Source organism: Mesocryomonas fontinalis, from assembly GCF_055730125.2.
The window spans coordinates 33,078-50,692 of sequence record NZ_JBUZWG020000005.1; the positions used below are offsets into that span (position 1 = coordinate 33,078).

The window sequence follows — 17,615 nt, forward strand, 5'->3', positions numbered from 1 at the left end:
CACCCCGCAGCAGAGCCCGAATCAGCCCTCCTTCATTAGCAGACTACTGAAGTGCGCGCGACGTTTTCGAAGCCAAACTCTTGTAAAGATGAAGCTAAGTCTTTCGAAGCTCCCCAAGGGAAGCGATCATACTGGCGGACTTCCTCCGGGCGACCCGCCCTCGTATCAACTCGCGCGCGACCGGGGGTGAGGCAGTTCATCCCGAAGCGTCCGCATCGGCGGCATCTCCGCTCACGAGGGCCGAACTCTGCTGCCTTCCGGAAAATCTGAACGGCCGCCTGAGGCGCCGCCGGATCGCCGCTGGACTCAAGCCCTTTGACGCAGGCAGAGGCAATGGTTATTAAACATAACCATGAGATCATCTAAACTAACCGCGACGGCGAAACCCCTGCAGCGCCGGCATTACGACGATGCATGCGCCGCTGCGCATGGGCTCGATCTCGTCGGCGAGCGCTGGGCGCTGCTGGTCGTGCGCGAGCTGCTGCTCGGCCCCAAGCGCTTCGGCGACATCGGCGCGGGCTTGCCCGGCCTCTCCGCCAACGTCCTGACGCAGCGCCTCGAAGGACTGGAGCGCGCCGGCATCCTCACCCGGCGCCGGCTGCCGCCGCCTGCCAACGCGCCGGTTTACGCGCTGACCCCTTGGGGCCTCGAGAGCGAGCCGATCCTGCGGGCGCTCGGACGCTGGGCGGCACGCTCGCCGCGGCACGATCCGCGACTGCCGATCAGCGCCGCCGGACTGATCCTGACCTTGCGCACGCTGCTGGATCCGGGGCGGGCTGCGGGTCTCGACATCCGCGTCGGCCTCCGCCTCGGCGCCGAGACGTTTCTTGCCCACCTCGTCGGCGGCGTGATCGACATTGCAGCCGCGCCGGTGGACGGGGCCGATATCGTCTTCACCGGACCGCCGCACGCCATGGCTGCCGCCTTGCATGGCGGGCAGAAGCTTGGCGTGCTGGAGGATGCTGGTGCGCTGGAGATCGACGGCGACTGGTCGCTCGCCGAGCGCTTCGTCACGCTCTTCCCGTTGCCGCCAGCGGCCCCGTGTCCCGACTGACGCGCAGCGAAGCGTGCCGACCGGCCCGGCTTTGCCGGCCCCGCTGCCGTGCCAACGCCGCAGCCCGGTGGCCCCCAACCGTCACCGTCCGCTCCCGCGACAACTGCCGTCTGTCAGGACGTCACTGCGGACCGACGGGGTCGACGATGCCTTCCGGGCAGCCGGGCTTGGTTGGCGCGGCCGCCCTCATCAGAGCGCCGACATCGCCCTCCGGGGTGATCGCGCCGACCAGCCCGACGGTGATTTCGCCGATGATCTGCCGGTCGCCGTCGCGCTCACAGGTGACACGCACACGGTCGCCGGCGCCGGGCCCGAAACCGGCATCGAAGGCCGCCCGGATTTCCTGCGACGTCACGGCCTTGCCGACACGCCCGGCAAACAGCGCCCCGACGGGCGAGGCATTCACCGCATCCACCAGCCGGACAGAGTCCGCGAAATAGGTTTCCGCCGGGCCGTAGCAGCTGCCGTGCCGGATCCATTCGTGCCGGTCGAGCGCCGACTGGCTTCCCGGCATCAGGCGCTCCAGGCCCATGCGGGTGGCGGCGGAGAGCTCCGGCTTCGGCAGATCGCGCCAGCGTCCGTCGTCGTCGGTCCGCATGACATCTTCAGCGATCCCGCAATACTCCCGGCCGCGCGGCTGAGGCCAGAGCCCATGCAGCGAGAAGCGCGTCGCGTCCGGGCGGCCGGCGGTCTGGCTGGCGCATTCGGGTTTCGCTCCATTGCGCTCGCAGAAGCTCGCCTGCCAGCTGAGCGCGAGGAGGTTCTGCGTCGACGGGCTGCCTGGCGCGGGTGCCGGTGCCTTGCCGGCCGTGCTGCCCTTTCCGTTGGTAGCCTTGCCCTCTGCAGCCTTGCCGCCCGTGCCCGCGCGCTTCTCGCCGGTCCCTTCGACGCGGGTGCCGCAGGTCATCTCCACCCAGCGCCGCTCCGGCGAGGCGCCCGGCACCACCAGCCAGTAGTGCGTCCCCGGCACCTTGTTGCGGGCGATCAGCCGGTATCCCTCGCCGACCTTCAGCATCACGTCGCCCGGATTCTCGCCGCGGCGGATGCTCTGCAGCGCCGGGCACGCCCGGCTGGCAACGAACGTGCCATCCACCGTCGGCTGCGCGGCGGCAAGGCCTGGCAGCAGGAGCGCGGAAAGGCCCGCGAGAACAAGGCTGAGGCGCATGCGGCAATCCCGTCCGTAACAGTGGCCCAAACGATCGCCCATCGCCCGCCGACCCGCAAGCCGGCCCCGCCGTCTCGCCACCGGAATTTGCGTGGCCGTGCCGACATTTGGCATCGCACCGCCAGCCATTACGCCGTCTCCACCGTTACGTCGTAGTGGCATCGGCCCTCCAGCGATCATCGACCCGTCGCCGCTACCCCGAGCTTTATGGAGTGTTTCCCGGCTCTCACCGTGTCGGAAGGAGCCTGTTTCCTTGTCTGAGCCTCGCCGCCTGCGGACATCGCACTTGGAAAACACGGTTTGGAAATGCAGAGGAAGCCACGGCCGCGATCTGCCCCTCCCCGCCCTTCTCCGAAAGCCGCTCGGCAGAGCCTTATTCGGCTTTGGAACGACCACAGATCGCCGGCCCATCCGCGGTTGCTCCGCCTCGGATGGCCTTTATGAGAGAACGTGCGGCAACCGCAGCGCCGTTGTCTTGTTGAGGCAGCACTGTCTGGCCAGCTTGTGGTCGAGGACGCCTAGCGGAGAATAAATGATGTCGACGGCCGAAAACCTTACCAACGCCATGAACGCAGCGCTCGACGCCGCAAGGGCCGAATACCGGAAAGCCGTTCTGGAACTCGCCGGCCACGAGGCAGCCAAGGCCATTTCTGCCGACCGCGAACCCGCAAATGTGGATCACATTCACCACGCCCGGACCCGCGTGATCGCGCTGGAGGCTGCCCGCGAGGAAATGGCCCGCATGATCGACGAAGGCGCCCCATTGCCCACCGAGGGCTAGCGAGCGTCGCTTGCACCTCTGCGAGCAAGGTTCGTCTTCGCAGCCGCGTGCCGGAGATTTCCGGGCTATCGTCACCCGGCGATCCGTGGAAAATGAGCGGCTGCGCCCGCAAGCTTCGAGGTTCCCCTGTACGACGACCGCTTCAGCCTCGACAGCCCGACCGGCGCGCTGATCAATATCTACCATGCCGCCCCGAAAGGCCCCGCGCGTGGGGTGATGCTCGTGCTGCATGGGCTGGCCGAGCATGCCGGCCGCTATGCCCGGTTTGCCGGCGAGATGGCGTCGGCGGGATTTCATGTCTACGCGCCCGATCACCGTGGCCACGGGTCGACGTCTGCGTTCGACGCACCGCTGCGGCGGTTTGCTCACAGCCGCGGCGCCCAGAAAGTCGTCGCCGACGTCCACGCCGTGCTCGACCATGCCGCCATCCACCATCACGCTCTGCCGGTGGTGGTCTTCGGCCATTCCATGGGTGGGCTGATCGCGCTGCATGTCGGGCTGAAGCATGGCCGGTCCCTCGCAGGCCTCGCGGTCTGGAATGCCAACCCGGCGATGACGCTGCAGGAAAAGACCGCCGTGCTGGCGCTGAAGGTCGAGAAGGCGCTGAAGGGCTCCGACGTGAAGAGCGAGATCTTCGCCCGGGCGACGATCGAAGCCTGGGGGAAGGCGATCGTCCCCCGCCGCACCATGGCCGACTGGCTGTCGCATGATCCGGTTTCCGTCGACCGCTATCTCGACGACCCGCTCTGCGGCTGGACGCCCACCATCTCGATGGCCGAAGACCTGATCGCGCTTGTCGCGATGGCGGATCGCGGCGTGCTCAGCGGCGATCTGCCCTCCGGGCTGCCGGTGCATCTCCTCTGCGGCAGTGCCGATCCCGTAACCGCCTACGGCGCGGCGCTGACGAAGCTTGCCGACAAGCTTCGCCTTGCCGGTACCCGCGACATCACGACCATCCTCGTCGACGGCGCCCGGCACGAGACCTTGCGCGAGACCGAGCCCTTCCGCGGGACGGGCCTCGCCAGTCTCACCTCCTGGCTCGACCGGATCGTGCCGCCGCCCGCGGATCAGCCCTTGGCGATCGCCGCGCCGTAATCGGCGTCGCTGACCTGTTCCAGCCAGTCGACGGCCTTGCCGTCCTGCCGCTCGGCAATGGCGATATGGGTCATCGCTGTCGCCGGGGCCGCGCCGTGCCAGTGCTTCTCGCCAGGCTCGAACCAGACGATGTCGCCCGGGCGAATTTCCTCGACCGGACCACCCTCGCGCTGCGCCCGTCCGAGCCCGGCGATGACGATGAGCGTCTGCCCCAGCGGATGGGTATGCCAGGCCGTGCGCGCGCCCGGCTCGAAGGTCACGGTCGCGCCGCTGACGGCAGCCGGCGCCGTGCCCTGGAAGGGCGCATCGATCCGCACCTCTCCGGTAAAATAGTCTGCCGGCCCCGGCTTCGATGGCTGCGAACCGCTGCGCTCTATCAACATGGTCGTTATCCTTGCTTGTGACGCCGTCGCCGGCCACGGGTGGCCCTGATCGACATCGCGCCGGCATCGTCCCGGCTCGCGCTTCTAGTTAGCGTCCGCGGCCTCGGTGGAAAGCCAACGGCTGCGGTCACGCGCGTCTCGCGCAGGGGTGATCCTGCTTGTGAACCCCCAGGGCAAGCTTTCCGGCGCTCCCGCCGTATCTACCAGCGAGCCTCCACCGAGAGGCCTGTTTCACCGGGAGAGACCACATGATCCGCAGCACGATCCGCAATACCAGCATGGCCCTTCTTCTTGCAGCAACCGCCGTTGCCGCGCCGTCTGCCGTCTTCGCACAGGACATGCCGATGGTCGGCGGTGCCCCGATGGATCCGGCCAAGACCATTCCGGAGAACGCCTCCAAGGCCGCCAACCTCACCACGCTGGTTGCCGCCGTGAAGGCCGCCGGTCTTGCCGAGACGCTCGGCGGCAAGGGTCCGTTCACCGTCTTCGCGCCGACCAACGAAGCCTTCGCCAAGCTGCCCGCCGGCACCGTCGACACGCTGGTCAAGCCTGAGAACAAGGCGATGCTGACGAAGATCCTGACCTACCATGTGGTACCGGCCGCAGCGACCTCGGCCGCTGCCATGCAGATGATCAAGGACGATGGCGGCAAGCACGTGGTAAAGACTGTCGAGGGCGGCACGCTGACGCTCGCGATGTCCGGCGACAAGCTGACCATCACCGATGCCAAGGGCGGCGTCGCGACCGTCACCCAGGCGGACGTGATGCAGTCGAACGGCGTCGTGCACGTCATCGATACCGTGCTGATGCCGGAATAAGCAGCTTCAACCTTCCACAAGACCGGCCGGGAAACGCAAGTTTTCCGGCCTTTGCTTGTCTGGTTGGTTTGGGGTTCTCGGAATAGCGGTGGTCGTCGAATACCCGGCGTTTCGTGGTCCCAGGTTCGACCCGAGGTCTATTCCAAACCGCCTGAATTGCGAGGTCGGCTCGCTGCTGCGGCTTCCGGATACGGACTGCGCCCGCCCCAAAGGGCTCCCCGTCACGCCGCCGGGCGTAGCCCTGCCGGCATGGGCGGGCCGAAGCGCTCCGGCGTCACCACCGCGAAATCCGCGAGTTCATTCGGCGTCAGCACGTAAAGCTCGTCCGGCGGGGTGGTCATCGCCTTGATCCAGACCTCCGGCTTGACGCCCATGTCGACGAGCAGCTGCTGGCACTCGGCGATCGTCCGCTGGATGTCGGCGATCGAGGCGTCGACATCGCGCGGCTGCGTCGTCTCCGACATCGGCACGGCATAGACCTGATGGACGCCGATCCAGGCGCTCTCGCCCGCCAGCCGCTGCACGCCGCCGGCCATCAGCAGCGGACAGGCGGAGGCGCAATAGCCGTCGGCGGGCACGCGCGTGTCGATCTTCTTCTCGCGCAGCAGCCGCGCCATGGCGATGGCGTCGGAGACCGAGCCGCCGGGCGAGTGCAGCACCAGCGTCTTCACGCGCTCGTCCGGCTGGGCGAGGAGCGCTGCCAGAAGGTCTGCGGTGCCGGGGTCGATCCGGCCGATGGCGGTCACCTCGCCGTCCCCCGCCTCGATGAAGCGCATCGGCTGCGACATCGCCTCGCCGTCGACCGGGCCGTCATAGCCCGGCAGAACCGGCCGTCCCCGGTCGGGACCAACCGGGATGGTGCGCGGCAGATAGGGCCGGATCTGGTCACCCGGCGTCGGGCGCGGCAAGGGCAGCGGCTCGGTGCGGGCCGTGCGCGCGGAATCGGCCGCGGCCTGCGTCATCTGATAGTAGTCGAGGCCGACGATCCCGATGGCCATGCCGAGAAGAGCCAGGAACACGCCGCGCAGCACGGTGCCTTCCGGTATCCGCCGGAACAGAAGCTCGAAACGGCTGGGGGGAAAGTCCTCGTCGGTCATCGCCTGCGGTCTCGCCGTGGACTATCGCGGTCCAGCCACGCTGTAGGGCACGACCGCGCCCGAGGGCGAACGGACCTCGTCCACCTCCACCTCGGTGCGGGCCTCGGCGTCGCGCAGCTTCTTCTGGATCTGCAGCGCCCGCATCAGGTCGGCGGTGCTCATCTCGCTCTCGTCGAGCCCATCATCTTCCTCGCGGCGGATGACGTCCTGGATGATGCAGAGGATGAAGATGAGGACGCCAGGCACGAGGTCGATGGCTATGGCGCCGGCCCAGGACGGCAGGAAGTCGCCGGCATAGCGGATCACCGCCTCGGGTGCCGACAGCGGGGTGAAGCGCAGCGGCTCGACCACCGGCCGCGCCAGGATTTCGTCGGCAGCGCTCGACAGCGCGACGCTCTGCGCCTTCACCGCCGCCTCGACCCGGCCGACCACCTCGCTCTGGCGGTTCTGCAGGTCGATGTCGCCCGCCCCCGCGATCGGCGCGATGAAGCTCTGGCCGAGATCGTCGGCAGCACGCTTGACGGAGGGCGCGACGGAAGTCTGCTGCAGGTTGCTGATCAAGCCGGAGAGCTTCACCGCCTCCTCGGCATAGGCATTAGCGCGCTCGTCGATCGGCCCGCCGGAGGAGACGAGCTCACGCATCTTCGAGAGCCGCTTGCCGCCCTCGGCAAACAGCGCCTCGACGGCGGTGCGCGAAGCGACCACCTCGGCCTGCAGGCCCGACAGCTGCGTCGACATCTGCGACAGCAGCTGCACCACGGTGCCCGAACCGGACGTCCCGGTGAGCCCGCCCTGGCGCTCGATGTCGGCAAGGCCGGCAAAGCGCTGGGCGGCCAGCTGCAGGTCCGGCAGGAGGCTCTGCGCAGCGAGCGCGTTCTCGTTCGCGGCGTTGAACTTCTGCTGATATTCCTCGGTGGTGTTGGCGAGGTGCTGCTCGAGCGCTGCCGAGCCGGCCAGGGCCGAAGCGTTGAGCCAGGACGACATCGCCATGATCATCGCCGCGCCCATCAGCATGGCGAGGTAGAGCATCCTCCGGCTGCCGGCCTGGCGCACGTGCGGCATCAGCCGCATCAGGTAGGACCAGAAGGCGAAGATCGCGACCGACACGGCGCCTGAATAGATCACGGCGCCGAGGAAGACGGTCGTCGCCGAGCCGTCCAGCAGCTCGCGCACGCCGAGATAGGTGAAGACGCCGCTGCCGAGCGCCAGCACAGCGAGCGTCACCTGCGTGGTGGTCTCGAGCCGGCGAATCTGGCCGCGCAGCGTGTAGGACTGGGAACTGCTCATGAACGCTTTCGATGAGACGTCAATCGGCGGTTCGCCAGGTGGCGTTCCGTGACGGACCGGAGCTGAAACACCGCCATCCGCGCCGGCCGGATGGCAGGACGGAGCTTGGTCGGGCGCCGCCCGATGGCTGCGATCACACGATGCAGCGTTAATGAGATATTAAGACCAAGAAAGGGCGAGTGAACAGACCAGCGGTCCCACACGGTGCGGTGTGGGACGCGAAACTGCGATCGCAGTTAACGCCCGAAAGGCGATGGCGCGTCCGTCGCGGTCTCCGCGATGGGCGCCCGCGCGGCGAGAACCCGGCGTCGCGCTGCCAAGACGGCGGCGACGATCGGCCGCCATCCGGCCCGGCCGTCGGCGGACCCGCCAGGCCCGAACAGCGCGGCATCGAGCCCAGCCAGCGCGCTCTGCGCCTGCGGATCGGCGAGCCAGATCCCGCCGGCGGGACCATCCTCGCGCGCCAGACGGTAGACCGCCGCCCGCAGCGCCGCCGGGTCGCTCGCAAAGGCCGCGCGGCGGACGGAGAGGGTCTGCCGCAGCGCGCGCAGCGCTTCCGCCGCTTGCCCCGCCACCGGCGCCCGGTCGCGCCGCCCCGGCGCCAGCAGCACGCCGAGCCCGGCGAGGAACGCCAAGGCCCCTGCGCCAAGCCCGAGCACCAGACGCGACGGCCCGGCTTCAGCGGGGTCCTCGCCCATAGGCTGGCCGGGAATGATCATGCCCTGGCCGATGCTCGCGCCCGGCACGACGATCTGGCGCATCGCCCGCGATGCCGTATCGAACCAGGGAATCAGCACTTCCTTGAGGACCACGGGGTCGCCGGTGTGCGGGCGGATGTCATAGGCATAGACGGCATGGCCGACCGGCACGCCGTCGACGATCTCGGTGCGCCGCTCCACCGGCCCGCCGAACACGATCAGCCCCGGCGCCTGCCCCTCGACCGTCGGTGGCAACTGCTCCGCGGTGACGCCCACCGCCGTCAGCTCGACCCGCCGCCGCGTCGTCTCGCCCGCCTTCAGCGTCGACGGGTCGACCGACCAGGCGTCGGTGACGGCGACCGACTTCGCCGGCAGCCACCAGGCATTCTCGTCGTCCGGCCCGTCGGTGCGGCCGGTCCATTTTCGGATCTTCAGCTCGGTCGGCTTCGACTTGGCGTCGACCTTCCAGCGCACCCCGGCCGCGTCGATCAACGTCACGTGGTGGGTGAACGGCCGGATCACGTAGGTCTTCGCCTCCGGCGCGAAGACCGCGATGCGGCGGGTGAAGCCGAACCAGTTGGCGCTGCCGATGGTCGTCGGCGCCCAGCTGTCGCGGCCTGTCTGCGTCCAGCCGAGTTCGCCGAGGTCCGGCTGTTCCAGCTGCTCGGTCGTCGCGCGCACCTCGAAGTAGAAGCGGACCACCATGGTGATCATCTCCTGCGGATAGGCGCCGCCCTCCGGCATCTCGAAGCTCACCTCGCCGAAAGCCTCGGGCGGCTTGTCGCCAGCGCGCGCAGAACCGCTGACGAGGAGACCCGGCAGCAAGGCGAGCACCAGCCAGCAGAGGAACAGCCACCGCCGCCCGGACAAACCGCGGCCTGGCGTTGCCGGGCCCGGCGCGGAACGGGCCTTTCCCCGTGCAGTGGGCATGCCCGTCACCATGTGTCCGCCAATGCCTGGAGCGCCAGACCTTCGCGCTTGCGGCGCTCCATCTCGGCGACGAGCTGCAGCTTCAGGAAGGCGCCGGGGTCGTCGGCGATGGTCTTCAGCCATTGCCGCGTCGCCGGCACCGAGCGCGCGGCATTTCGCTTCTGCACGTTGCGCTGCATCTCGGCCATGGTGATGGCGGCCGCGCTCGCCTGCCCGCCGGAGCGCCCGGCGCCACCGGCATCGCCGGCCGAGCCGCGGGCGTCGCCGATGCCGCTCTCCTCGCCCTGGCGCGAGGTGCCGAGCCGCGCGACGCGGCTGCCGCCCGGTGCCTTGGCCTGCGAATTGCTCTCCTTGTCGCCCGCCCGCCCGGCGCCGGAGGTCGCCGTCTCCTTGCCGCTGTCGCTCGGATCTCCGGACGAGCGGTCCTTCTCGCCGAAAGCTGCGGCATTGGTTTTCGCCCGCCCACCGGTCTGCGCGTCGAGCCCGACGACGGCCAGCAGCAATTGCCGGTTGGCGCCGGCATCGGCGACGAGCGCGCGGGTCACGTGATGGCTATCCAGCACCGCTTCGTAGGCACCGATCGCGCCGGGCACGTCGCCGCTGCGGGCGAGCGCCTCGGCGCGGTTGTAGGCGGATATGGCGTCATGCCGGTCCTCCAGCCTCGCGGCCGCCGCCGGAAAGTCGCCGGCCTGCAGGAGCGCATAGCCCTCGAGCCCGGGGTCGGCGGAGACCGCCGCCGCCAGCCGCGGCAGGCCGGCCGACAGCGCCAGCCGCGCGACGCTCTCGCGCCCCGGGCCGAGGACGCCGACCGCCAGCGTCGCGACCGACAGGCAGAACACCGCGACGAGCCGCCTCATGTCGGCCGCCGGAACAGCATCAACGCCGGCACCAGCGCGAGGATCAGCAGCAGAGGCCCGAGGTCCCGCCAGGCCAGCGCCTGAAAATCGCTCGCACCGATCCGGCTGGCGGCGTTGTCGGCGAGCGCCGCAGCCACGGCCTCGGGCCGGGCGACGTCCCCGGCGACCCCGCCGGTCAGCCCGGCGAGCGCTGCGAGCTCGCCGGGATTGCCGTCGCGGCCGATGGCGCTCTGCGCCGCCAGCGTGTCGATCCGGAAGCCGGCCTCGGCGATCCGCAGCGCCGCAGCCCGCGTCTCCTCGCCGAAGGCGCCGCCGTCGGAGACCAGCAGAATATCGCCCGCCACCACGCCGGACCGCCGGAGGAGCTCGAGCGCGAGGTCCAGTGCCAGCCAGGGCCGCGATCCCTGGACCGGCACTGTCTTGGCGTCGAGACCGAAGATCGTGCGCGACAGCGCCGCGTGATCCGAGGTGAACGGCGCGCCGATGAAGGCCTCGCCAGCGTAGACGACGAGCGCCGCCTGCCGCGTGCCGGAGGCGGCCAGCGCTGCCTGCGCGGCGCTGCGGGCGTCCTCGAAACCCTTGGCCGTCGCGACCGACCGCGACAGGTCGACCACGACGACGGTGCCGTCGAGGTTGCGGAAACTCTCCGCCGCCGGCCGCTCGATCGCCGGGCCGACCAGCGCCAGCACAAGGAGCGTCGCGATACCCGCCAGCGTCAGGTTGCGCCGTCCGCGGCCGGCGACCACCGCCCCGCGCCGGGCGAGCGCGTCCATCAGCTTGGGATCGATGACCGCCGACCAGCCGCCGAGCGCGGCCACCCGCCGGGTCGCGAGCCCCGCAAGCACCAAGACCACCGGCAACGCCAGGAGGAACCAGGGCCGCAGGAGCCCGGCGTGCTCGACCGCGATCATGCCGCCCTCCCGAGGTCCTGCCGTCCGGCACGGGCCGGCCCGCCGGTGCCGCTCTCGCCACGGCGGCGGCGTTTCAGCCCGCCCCCGAGGCGGGTGAGCGCGGCCAGCGAAGGGCGCCGCCGACCTAGCATCATCACGGCGACCACGAGGAGCGCCAGCAGGCCGGGAACGGGCCACAGGCTGGCGTGGACGATGGTCGCCGGCGCAGCGCTCGGGCTGGTCTCCAGCGCGTCGATCGCGTCCATGACCTCGCGCAGCTGTTCGGTGTTGCGCACGCGGAACGTCTGCCCGCCCGCCTCGCTCGCCACCGCCGACAGCGTCGCCGTGTCGACCCCCTCGTCGCCGCGCTCGCCCTCGGCAAGGTCCAGCGGCCCCATGGCGATGGTGTCAACCTTGATACCCAGCGACTTCGCCAGCGCGGCGGCCGAGTCCGGCTGCACCGTGCCGGCGTTCTGCGCGCCGTCCGAGAGGAGGATCACCACCTTGGCCTTGGCGTCGCTGTCCGACAGCTTCTTCAACGCCAGCCCCAGGCCCTCGCCGATCGCCGTCGAACGGCCGGCGAGGCCGACGTCGATGCCGTCGACCACCTTCGCCACCGCCTCGACGTCGTAGCTCAGCGGCGAGGCGACGTACGCCCGCTCACCGAAGATCACCAGCCCCACCCGGTCGCCGGCCCGTCGCAGCACGAAGTCCCGCGCCAACAGCTTCAGCACATCCATCCGCCGCCTCTTGGCGCCGTCGAGCTCGAAGTCCGGCCGCTCCATCGAGCCGGAAACGTCGAGCGAGAGGATGATGTCGCGGCCCGATGCGGGCGCCGCCGGCACCGCCACCACCGTTCGCGGCCCGGCAATCGCCGTCACCAGCAGGATCCACAACAGCCAAGCGAGCAGCAGCCGCCGCTTTTCCGCCGAGAGCACGGCATCGCCGGCGGCAAAATCGGCCGTCAGCGTCTCCGGCACCCGCAGCGCGCCGCCCGCCTCGCCGACCGGCTTCAGCCAGCGCAGGGCGAGGAACGGCAGCGGCAGGAGCAGGAAGGCGAGCGGAAAGGCGAAGTCGAAATTCCCCATCAGGCGCGAACCCCGCCAAGGAGATTTTTCAGCCCTTGCCCCACCGCATCTGCCTCGGCGCGGTCCGGCGTGCCCGGCGCATAGAGGGCGATCAGCCGCCGCCCGGCGCCCGCGGTGAAGAAGTCGGTGCCAAAACGCTGGTCGAGATGGGCGGCATAGGCCTCGCCCTCGAGCCGTGCTGCCGCCGCGCCATCGCGAAGGGCGACGAAGCGCCGGACGAGGCGCGCCTCGGCAAGGATCGCGTCCGCCGGCGGCAGAGCCCGTGCCGCCTCGAGTTCGCTCAGAACCCGCAGCGACACCCGCCGGCGCCCCTTGATCCGCCGCGGCCAGAGCAGCGCGACGAGAAGCGCCAGCAGCAGGCCGAGCGCCACCGGCAGCATGAGGTCGGCCCAGCCGAAGTCCGCTGCCGGCGGCAAATGGGCCGGGCGCAGGGCTTCCAGGATCTTCGCCGTGTCCGGCAGTTCAGCGGCGTCTGGCATCGAACCCCTCGATCAGGCCGGCCAGCGCCAGCGGCTCCTCCGCCGCCGGCAGCACGATGACGCGGGCGCCGAGCCGTTCCAACTGGCGGACACGCCGGTCGAGGTCGCGCTCGGCCGGCCGCCCCGACACCTCGCCGGTCTCCCGCCGACCGGACGGCGCGAGGTACGGATAGCGCCCCGCCGGCATCGCTGCCTCGAAGGCGTCGGCGATCAGGAACACGTCGAGTGCCGCCCGGTGCACGACGTCGCGCATCACGGCCTCGAAATCGGGGCCGGGATGGTCGAGCGCGGTGGCGAGCAGCAGCGTGCCGTCGTGCGGCAGCGCGCGAGACGCCGCCTCGAGGATGCGGTCGAGCGGCGGATCCTCCACGGGCTTGCCACCGAGCGCGGCGGCGTGCGCTGCCGACAGCCGCCCGGCAACAGCCTTCATCGCCCGGTCGCCGGCGCCCGGCCGCTGGAAAAAGGTCTCGCCGGCAGTTGCCGCGAAGACGCCGACGCGCCCGCCTTGCCCGGCCGTCCGCCAGCCGGCAAGCGCCAAAGCCTCGGCAGCCGCCACCGACCGAAACGCCCGCTGCGTGCCGAACAGCATGGAAGGCCGGAAGTCTGCGACCAGCAGCACCGAGCGCTCCCGCTCGTCGCGGAACGTCCGCACATGCAGCTTGCCGGTGCGCGCCGTGGTGTTGCGGTCGATATGGCGGACGTCGTCGCCGTAGAGGAAGGGGCGGATGTCGTCGGTCTCGAGCCCGCGCCCGCGCCGGCGCGTGACGATGCCGCCCGGCAGCATCATGGTGCGCGCCCCCGCCCCCGCCTCGCCGGCGTCGATGAGGTGGCGCATCCACAGGAGCCGGTCGGTCGGGAGCGTGACGCCGTCGCTGATCGCCTCGTCGAGCATGTCTTGCCTCAGAGCGGCCGGACGCGGTCGAGCAGCATCTCGATCACCCCGCGCGGCGTCGCCCCGTCGGCGGTGGCGCGCCAGGTCAGCAGCGTGCGGTGCGCGAGGATGTCGGGCGCGAGGTCCGCCACGTCTTCCGGCACCACGAAGTCGCGGCCATAGAGATAGGCCCGGGCCTTGGCGGCCGCCGCCAGCGCCAGCGTGCCGCGCGGCGAGGCCGGGTGCTCGATGATCCCTCCGATTTCGGAGTCCTTGGCTGCCTCCCGCGGCGCCGTCACCAGCCGCACGATGAAATCCTTCAGCGCCGGCGACAGATGCACGCGCATCGCCGCATCGCGCGCCGCCCGCACCTCGGCAAGGCTCAGCTTCGTCGCCATCGCGCCGGAATGCGTCACCGTCTCGGCCTCGACCAGATCGAGGATTTTGCGCTCCGAGGCGGCATTCGGGAGGCCGACGACGACGTGCATCAGGAACCGGTCGAGCTGCGCCTCGGGCAGCGGGAACGTGCCCTCCTGGTCGATCGGGTTCTGCGTCGCCACCACCATGAACGGGTCCGGCAGCGCGTGCGTCTCGCCGCCCGCCGTCACCTGCCGCTCGGCCATCGCCTCTAGCAGCGCCGACTGCACCTTCGGCGGCGCACGGTTGATCTCGTCGACCAACACCAGCGAGGCGAAGACCGGGCCCGGCGCGAACTCGAAGCCACCCTTATCGGGCTGCCAGATCGGGGTTCCCGTAATGTCGGCGGGCATCAGGTCGGGCGTGCACTGGATGCGGTGAAAGGTGCTCTCGAGCCCCTCGGCGAGCCGCTTGACGGCGCGCGTCTTGGCAAGGCCCGGCATGCCCTCGACCAGCAGATGCCCACCCGAGAGCAGCCCGATCAGCAGCCGCTCGACCAGCGCCTCGCAGCCGATCAGCCCGTCCTGCAGGCCCTCTTTCAGCTGAAAAATCCGCCCCCGGATCGCCGCGTCCGCGTCAGGCCTGCCGGCCGTCGCCGCGCCGCCCGCCATCTGGCCGGGATCCGTCAAAGGGGCACGCACCGAGGGTGAATCCACCACATCGCCTCCATCCGGGTGCCCAATCCGGACCTCTGGCTTACGAAGGGATCAGCCGGAGGTCAACAGGCGGGAATGGGGATCGCGGCGAGTTGAGGGGGCGGGGCTGGCTCCGACGGCCTGTCGGACGGGAGGGATACACTCCGCACCGTACTCGGCACCGCGCACCGGCATCGTGTCGACGACCTTTTAGGCGACCGCGACCACTTTCTCGACCTTGATCCCGTTTGCAACGGCGCGTGCCTTTGCCAAATCACAGGCGGTCTGCATGCGCATCAGAGCGTCGGCGCTGACCCCGAAGGCTTTTTCGAAGCGGATCGCCATCTCCGCGGAAAGGCTGGCCTTGCCGTTCAGAAGATTGCTCATCGCCTGCCGCGTGACGCCAAGCTTGCCGGCAGCCTCCGTCACGGAAAGCCCGTAAGGCTCGACGATCTCGGTCCGCAGCCATTCGCCGGCGTGCACGGCAAAACTCGCATGCAACTTGACGGCCATCAGTGATAATCCTCCAGGTCCAGGTCCTCGATCGCGCCCGCCGCGTTGAGACGAAACGTCAGACGCCAGTTTCGGCTTACGGTCAGCGACCATGTTCCTTCTCGGTTACCCACCATTTGGTGCGCCCCGAAATTGGGCGGGATCGACAGCTGGTCTACCGCCTCGACCGCAACCAGAAAAGCCAGCATGTTTCGGAGCCGGGCGACGAGATCCCCTGGCAGCCCTTTGGCTTTTCCCGTTTCGGCGAATGTTTGGAGCGCTTTGTGGCGGATACTCTCGATCTCCATACCGCCAAATAGCATCATTGCGTCATCCGTCAAGCGTCACTTGACGGATGACAACCGGAAGACGTGGGATCGGTTATGGTGCTGAGACGGTTTGACCGGACGGCACTGGATTTTCCATTGCTTCGAGCCCGAAGCTTGCAGGGCAATTCGGCCATCCGTGACGCCAAATTTTGCATCGACCGTCATGACCGCGACAAGCCACGGCGCTATCCCCCGGCATCGCTGCAATTAAGGACACCGCCATGGGCCAGACCGCCTTCACCGCTGCCGGCAGCTTCTGGCGCGGCAACATCCACACCCATTCCACCGCATCGGACGGCGTGCTCTCTCCCGAGGCGGTCTGTCGGACCTATGCCGAGGCGGGCTACGACTTCCTCTGCCTCTCCGACCATTTCCTCAAGCGTTTCGGCTTCCCCGTGGTCGACACCACGCCGTTCCGAACGGAGAGCTTCACCACCATCCTCGGCGCCGAGATCCATGCGCCTGAGAACAGCCATGGCGAGATCTGGCATCTCCTCGCCTGCGGCCTGCCGGCGAATTTCGCGCCGCTCGGCGACGGTGAGGATGCCGTGGCGCTGGCGAAGCGTGCGGTGGCGGCCGGGGCGTTTCTCGGGATCGCGCATCCGCAATGGTCACAGCTGACCATCGAGGACGGTCGGCAGATGGCCGGCATCGCCCATGCCGTGGAGGTCTACAATACCGGCTGCCACATCGAATGCGACCGGCCGGACGGCACCGCGCTGCTCGACGCGCTTCTCTCGGAAGGGTTCCGCCTCACAGGCTATGCCGCGGACGACGCGCATTTCAGGATCGACGACGCGCTCGGCGGCTGGATGATGGTGAAGGCCGAGGCGAACGAGCCGGAAGTGCTCCTCGCCGCGATCAAGGCCGGCGCCTTCTACTCCTCGCGTGGCCCGGTGATCACCGACATCGCGGTCGCCGGCAAGATGCTCTCGGTCGACTGCGACCCTGCCGCCGGCATCGCCCTCGTCGGCCGCGGCTCCCGCGCCGAATACCGTGGCGGCCCCGGCATCACCCATGCCGACCTCCCCGTCGAACGCTTCGCCGGCGACTGGTGCCGCGTGGTGGTGATGGACGCGGCGGGAAAGCAGGCCTGGTCGAACCCGATCTGGCTGTAGGAACGCGCGGCTGCCGCGAACGCGTCGGCCGATGCCTGCCTGATGCAGCCCTTCCGAAGGGCTTTCCGAGAGCTTTGGCTGGCGTGCCATGCGTCTGGAGAAAGGCACAAAGGGTCTCCTGCTACCTTGATTTCAAAGCGTCTTTCCTTGATGGGGAGGACCTATGCAATCGCGAATTGTCCTTCGACAGAGCAGCGATCAGACGAGTGGACCCGATGCTGTCGATAAGCCTGCCAACGAACGAAATGGAAGAGGCTGGCAAGGGCTGGCAGACGCCGGCAAAGGGGCTGCGTATCCATCAGGCCTCGCCCCGGCCGGTGCGACAGATCCAGATCTTCGGGCAGCGCTGCAGCGGAACGAATGTCCTCACCAAACTGCTCGCCGCCAACTTCGGCTGGGAGACCATCACCGATCGCTACGGCTTCAAGCATTGGTTCGTACCGGATCAGATCCTGTTTCCGAGCGACGTCCTAGTCTGCGTCGTCGCGCGTCATCCGGTCGACTGGATCCGCAGCCTTTACCGGCAGCCCTGGCACGCGCATGCCGATCTCAAGGCCATGCCCTTCTCCGACTTCATCCGCGCGGAATGGCACAGCTACTGGGATCACGAGGTCGGTGGCATCGATGAGCGCCATCCGATGTACAACCGGGAAATGTTGCACGAGCGCGATCCCGCGACCGGCCGGCGGTTTGCCAATCCGCTGCGCAAGCGGACTGCCAAGCTACACGCATGGAGCGGACTGGGAACGCGCAGCGCCAGTCTGTGCCTGCTCGACCAGGCGCTCCTGACCTCCGCCCCCGACACCGTCCTTTCGGCGGTCGGCAATCTTCTTCAGCGCGCCCCGTCGGGAGACCTCGAAGTCCTCCAATCCTACAAGGGCAACGGGTTCAACCGCTTCGTCGAGCGGCATTACGAGCCCCTGTCGCCGGCGGATGAAGCCTTCGTGTGGTCGCAACTCGATCCCGACGTCGAGCGGCAGTTCGGCTACGCCCCCGGCTGATCCTTCGGGACAGGCCGACGTAACGCTGGGCCCGGCTTTTCGGCAGCCGCAACGGGAGCCCTGATCGCGCGGCAACCGAGAGCATCCGTCCCCCGGCGTCGCGCCTCGACCGATGCCCCGGCGGGATCGC

Annotated in this window: 19 protein-coding genes; 6 read left to right on the plus strand and 13 right to left on the minus strand. The window is 69.3% G+C overall.

Features of this window, described 5'->3' with window-relative positions; genetic code table 11:
• The first annotated feature begins 352 nt into the window (after positions 1-352).
• Positions 353-1,054 (plus strand): winged helix-turn-helix transcriptional regulator, encoded by a 702-nt coding sequence (locus tag ACZL02_RS13350; RefSeq protein ID WP_472936998.1) that lies wholly within the window; start codon positions 353-355, stop codon positions 1,052-1,054.
• A gap of 121 nt (positions 1,055-1,175) precedes the next feature.
• Here the strand turns inward: ACZL02_RS13350 and ACZL02_RS13355 are convergent, their stop codons facing one another.
• Complete coding sequence (locus tag ACZL02_RS13355; RefSeq protein WP_472936997.1) at positions 1,176-2,219, minus strand: ribonuclease T2 family protein; 1,044 nt, start codon at positions 2,217-2,219, stop codon at positions 1,176-1,178.
• A gap of 535 nt (positions 2,220-2,754) precedes the next feature.
• Here ACZL02_RS13355 and ACZL02_RS13360 point away from each other — a divergent pair.
• Both ACZL02_RS13360 and ACZL02_RS13365 read left to right on the plus strand, forming a co-directional pair.
• Positions 2,755-3,000: a hypothetical protein gene (locus ACZL02_RS13360; protein WP_472936996.1), complete on the plus strand. Its 246-nt coding sequence runs from the start codon at positions 2,755-2,757 to the stop codon at positions 2,998-3,000.
• 177 nt (positions 3,001-3,177) lie between these two features.
• A complete protein-coding gene (locus tag ACZL02_RS13365; RefSeq protein ID WP_496258437.1) occupies positions 3,178-4,095 on the plus strand; it encodes an alpha/beta fold hydrolase in 918 nt (305 codons plus the stop codon).
• Here the strand turns inward: ACZL02_RS13365 and ACZL02_RS13370 are convergent.
• Positions 4,068-4,478, minus strand: a complete 411-nt coding sequence (locus ACZL02_RS13370; RefSeq protein ID WP_472936995.1) for a (R)-mandelonitrile lyase — start codon at positions 4,476-4,478, stop codon at positions 4,068-4,070. The genes ACZL02_RS13365 and ACZL02_RS13370 overlap by 28 nt on opposite strands.
• Positions 4,479-4,726: 248 nt before the next feature.
• Between ACZL02_RS13370 and ACZL02_RS13375 the strand changes: the two genes are divergently transcribed.
• Positions 4,727-5,296, plus strand: a complete 570-nt coding sequence (locus tag ACZL02_RS13375) for a fasciclin domain-containing protein (protein WP_472936994.1) — start codon at positions 4,727-4,729, stop codon at positions 5,294-5,296.
• Between the two features lie 221 nt (positions 5,297-5,517).
• On the opposite strand, the gene ACZL02_RS13380 is transcribed toward ACZL02_RS13375, so the two are convergent.
• The 11 genes from ACZL02_RS13380 to ACZL02_RS13430 all read right to left on the minus strand — a co-directional run bounded on the left by ACZL02_RS13380 (position 5,518) and on the right by ACZL02_RS13430 (position 15,363).
• Positions 5,518-6,393, minus strand: a complete 876-nt coding sequence (locus tag ACZL02_RS13380; RefSeq protein WP_472936993.1) for a COG3904 family protein — start codon at positions 6,391-6,393, stop codon at positions 5,518-5,520.
• Between the two features lie 21 nt (positions 6,394-6,414).
• Positions 6,415-7,680, minus strand: a complete 1,266-nt coding sequence (locus ACZL02_RS13385) for a hypothetical protein (protein WP_472936992.1) — start codon at positions 7,678-7,680, stop codon at positions 6,415-6,417.
• A gap of 236 nt (positions 7,681-7,916) precedes the next feature.
• Positions 7,917-9,308 (minus strand): hypothetical protein, encoded by a 1,392-nt coding sequence (locus ACZL02_RS13390; RefSeq protein WP_472936991.1) that lies wholly within the window; start codon positions 9,306-9,308, stop codon positions 7,917-7,919.
• A gap of 5 nt (positions 9,309-9,313) precedes the next feature.
• Positions 9,314-10,165, minus strand: a complete 852-nt coding sequence (locus ACZL02_RS13395; RefSeq protein WP_472936990.1) for a hypothetical protein — start codon at positions 10,163-10,165, stop codon at positions 9,314-9,316.
• The gene (locus ACZL02_RS13400) at positions 10,162-11,076 is read right to left on the minus strand and encodes a VWA domain-containing protein (protein ID WP_472936989.1); all 915 of its coding nucleotides are present in this window, start codon (positions 11,074-11,076) and stop codon (positions 10,162-10,164) included. The genes ACZL02_RS13395 and ACZL02_RS13400 overlap by 4 nt, the downstream gene beginning before the upstream one ends.
• Positions 11,073-12,143, minus strand: a complete 1,071-nt coding sequence (locus ACZL02_RS13405) for a VWA domain-containing protein (RefSeq protein ID WP_472936988.1) — start codon at positions 12,141-12,143, stop codon at positions 11,073-11,075. The genes ACZL02_RS13400 and ACZL02_RS13405 overlap by 4 nt, the downstream gene beginning before the upstream one ends.
• The gene (locus tag ACZL02_RS13410; protein WP_472936987.1) at positions 12,143-12,622 is read right to left on the minus strand and encodes a DUF4381 family protein; all 480 of its coding nucleotides are present in this window, start codon (positions 12,620-12,622) and stop codon (positions 12,143-12,145) included. Before ACZL02_RS13410 ends, ACZL02_RS13405 begins: the two co-directional genes overlap by 1 nt.
• Complete coding sequence (locus tag ACZL02_RS13415) at positions 12,606-13,514, minus strand: DUF58 domain-containing protein (protein ID WP_472936986.1); 909 nt, start codon at positions 13,512-13,514, stop codon at positions 12,606-12,608. The genes ACZL02_RS13410 and ACZL02_RS13415 overlap by 17 nt, the downstream gene beginning before the upstream one ends.
• Before the next feature lie 8 nt (positions 13,515-13,522).
• Positions 13,523-14,521 (minus strand): AAA family ATPase, encoded by a 999-nt coding sequence (locus ACZL02_RS13420; protein WP_472938100.1) that lies wholly within the window; start codon positions 14,519-14,521, stop codon positions 13,523-13,525.
• A gap of 234 nt (positions 14,522-14,755) precedes the next feature.
• Positions 14,756-15,058, minus strand: coding sequence for a HigA family addiction module antitoxin (locus ACZL02_RS13425; protein ID WP_472936985.1), 303 nt, complete (start codon positions 15,056-15,058; stop codon positions 14,756-14,758).
• Positions 15,058-15,363, minus strand: coding sequence for a type II toxin-antitoxin system RelE/ParE family toxin (locus ACZL02_RS13430; protein ID WP_472936984.1), 306 nt, complete (start codon positions 15,361-15,363; stop codon positions 15,058-15,060). The genes ACZL02_RS13425 and ACZL02_RS13430 overlap by 1 nt, the downstream gene beginning before the upstream one ends.
• A 224-nt stretch (positions 15,364-15,587) precedes the next feature.
• On the opposite strand from ACZL02_RS13430, the gene ACZL02_RS13435 reads away from it, so the two are divergent.
• Complete coding sequence (locus ACZL02_RS13435; protein WP_472936983.1) at positions 15,588-16,484, plus strand: PHP domain-containing protein; 897 nt, start codon at positions 15,588-15,590, stop codon at positions 16,482-16,484.
• 74 nt (positions 16,485-16,558) lie between these two features.
• Positions 16,559-17,485 carry a hypothetical protein gene (locus ACZL02_RS13440; protein WP_496258439.1) on the plus strand — a complete coding sequence of 309 codons (927 nt, stop codon included), beginning with the start codon at positions 16,559-16,561 and terminating at the stop codon, positions 17,483-17,485.
• Positions 17,486-17,615 lie beyond the last annotated feature (130 nt).

Bases quoted from the DNA above. Each gene is read 5' to 3' on its own strand.
- ACZL02_RS13350 (WP_472936998.1), top strand. From the start codon at position 353: ATGAGATCATCTAAACTAACCGCGACGGCGAAACCCCTGCAGCGCCGG.
- ACZL02_RS13400 (WP_472936989.1), bottom strand. From the start codon at position 11,076: ATGATCGCGGTCGAGCACGCCGGGCTCCTGCGGCCCTGGTTCCTCCTG.
- ACZL02_RS13355 (WP_472936997.1), bottom strand. From the start codon at position 2,219: ATGCGCCTCAGCCTTGTTCTCGCGGGCCTTTCCGCGCTCCTGCTGCCA.
- ACZL02_RS13380 (WP_472936993.1), bottom strand. From the start codon at position 6,393: ATGACCGACGAGGACTTTCCCCCCAGCCGTTTCGAGCTTCTGTTCCGG.
- ACZL02_RS13435 (WP_472936983.1), top strand. From the start codon at position 15,588: ATGGGCCAGACCGCCTTCACCGCTGCCGGCAGCTTCTGGCGCGGCAAC.
- ACZL02_RS13390 (WP_472936991.1), bottom strand. From the start codon at position 9,308: ATGCCCACTGCACGGGGAAAGGCCCGTTCCGCGCCGGGCCCGGCAACG.
- ACZL02_RS13430 (WP_472936984.1), bottom strand. From the start codon at position 15,363: ATGATGCTATTTGGCGGTATGGAGATCGAGAGTATCCGCCACAAAGCG.
- ACZL02_RS13425 (WP_472936985.1), bottom strand. From the start codon at position 15,058: ATGGCCGTCAAGTTGCATGCGAGTTTTGCCGTGCACGCCGGCGAATGG.
- ACZL02_RS13405 (WP_472936988.1), bottom strand. From the start codon at position 12,143: ATGGGGAATTTCGACTTCGCCTTTCCGCTCGCCTTCCTGCTCCTGCCG.
- ACZL02_RS13370 (WP_472936995.1), bottom strand. From the start codon at position 4,478: ATGTTGATAGAGCGCAGCGGTTCGCAGCCATCGAAGCCGGGGCCGGCA.
- ACZL02_RS13415 (WP_472936986.1), bottom strand. From the start codon at position 13,514: ATGCTCGACGAGGCGATCAGCGACGGCGTCACGCTCCCGACCGACCGG.
- ACZL02_RS13360 (WP_472936996.1), top strand. From the start codon at position 2,755: ATGTCGACGGCCGAAAACCTTACCAACGCCATGAACGCAGCGCTCGAC.
- ACZL02_RS13420 (WP_472938100.1), bottom strand. From the start codon at position 14,521: ATGGCGGGCGGCGCGGCGACGGCCGGCAGGCCTGACGCGGACGCGGCG.
- ACZL02_RS13410 (WP_472936987.1), bottom strand. From the start codon at position 12,622: ATGCCAGACGCCGCTGAACTGCCGGACACGGCGAAGATCCTGGAAGCC.
- ACZL02_RS13375 (WP_472936994.1), top strand. From the start codon at position 4,727: ATGATCCGCAGCACGATCCGCAATACCAGCATGGCCCTTCTTCTTGCA.
- ACZL02_RS13395 (WP_472936990.1), bottom strand. From the start codon at position 10,165: ATGAGGCGGCTCGTCGCGGTGTTCTGCCTGTCGGTCGCGACGCTGGCG.
- ACZL02_RS13385 (WP_472936992.1), bottom strand. From the start codon at position 7,680: ATGAGCAGTTCCCAGTCCTACACGCTGCGCGGCCAGATTCGCCGGCTC.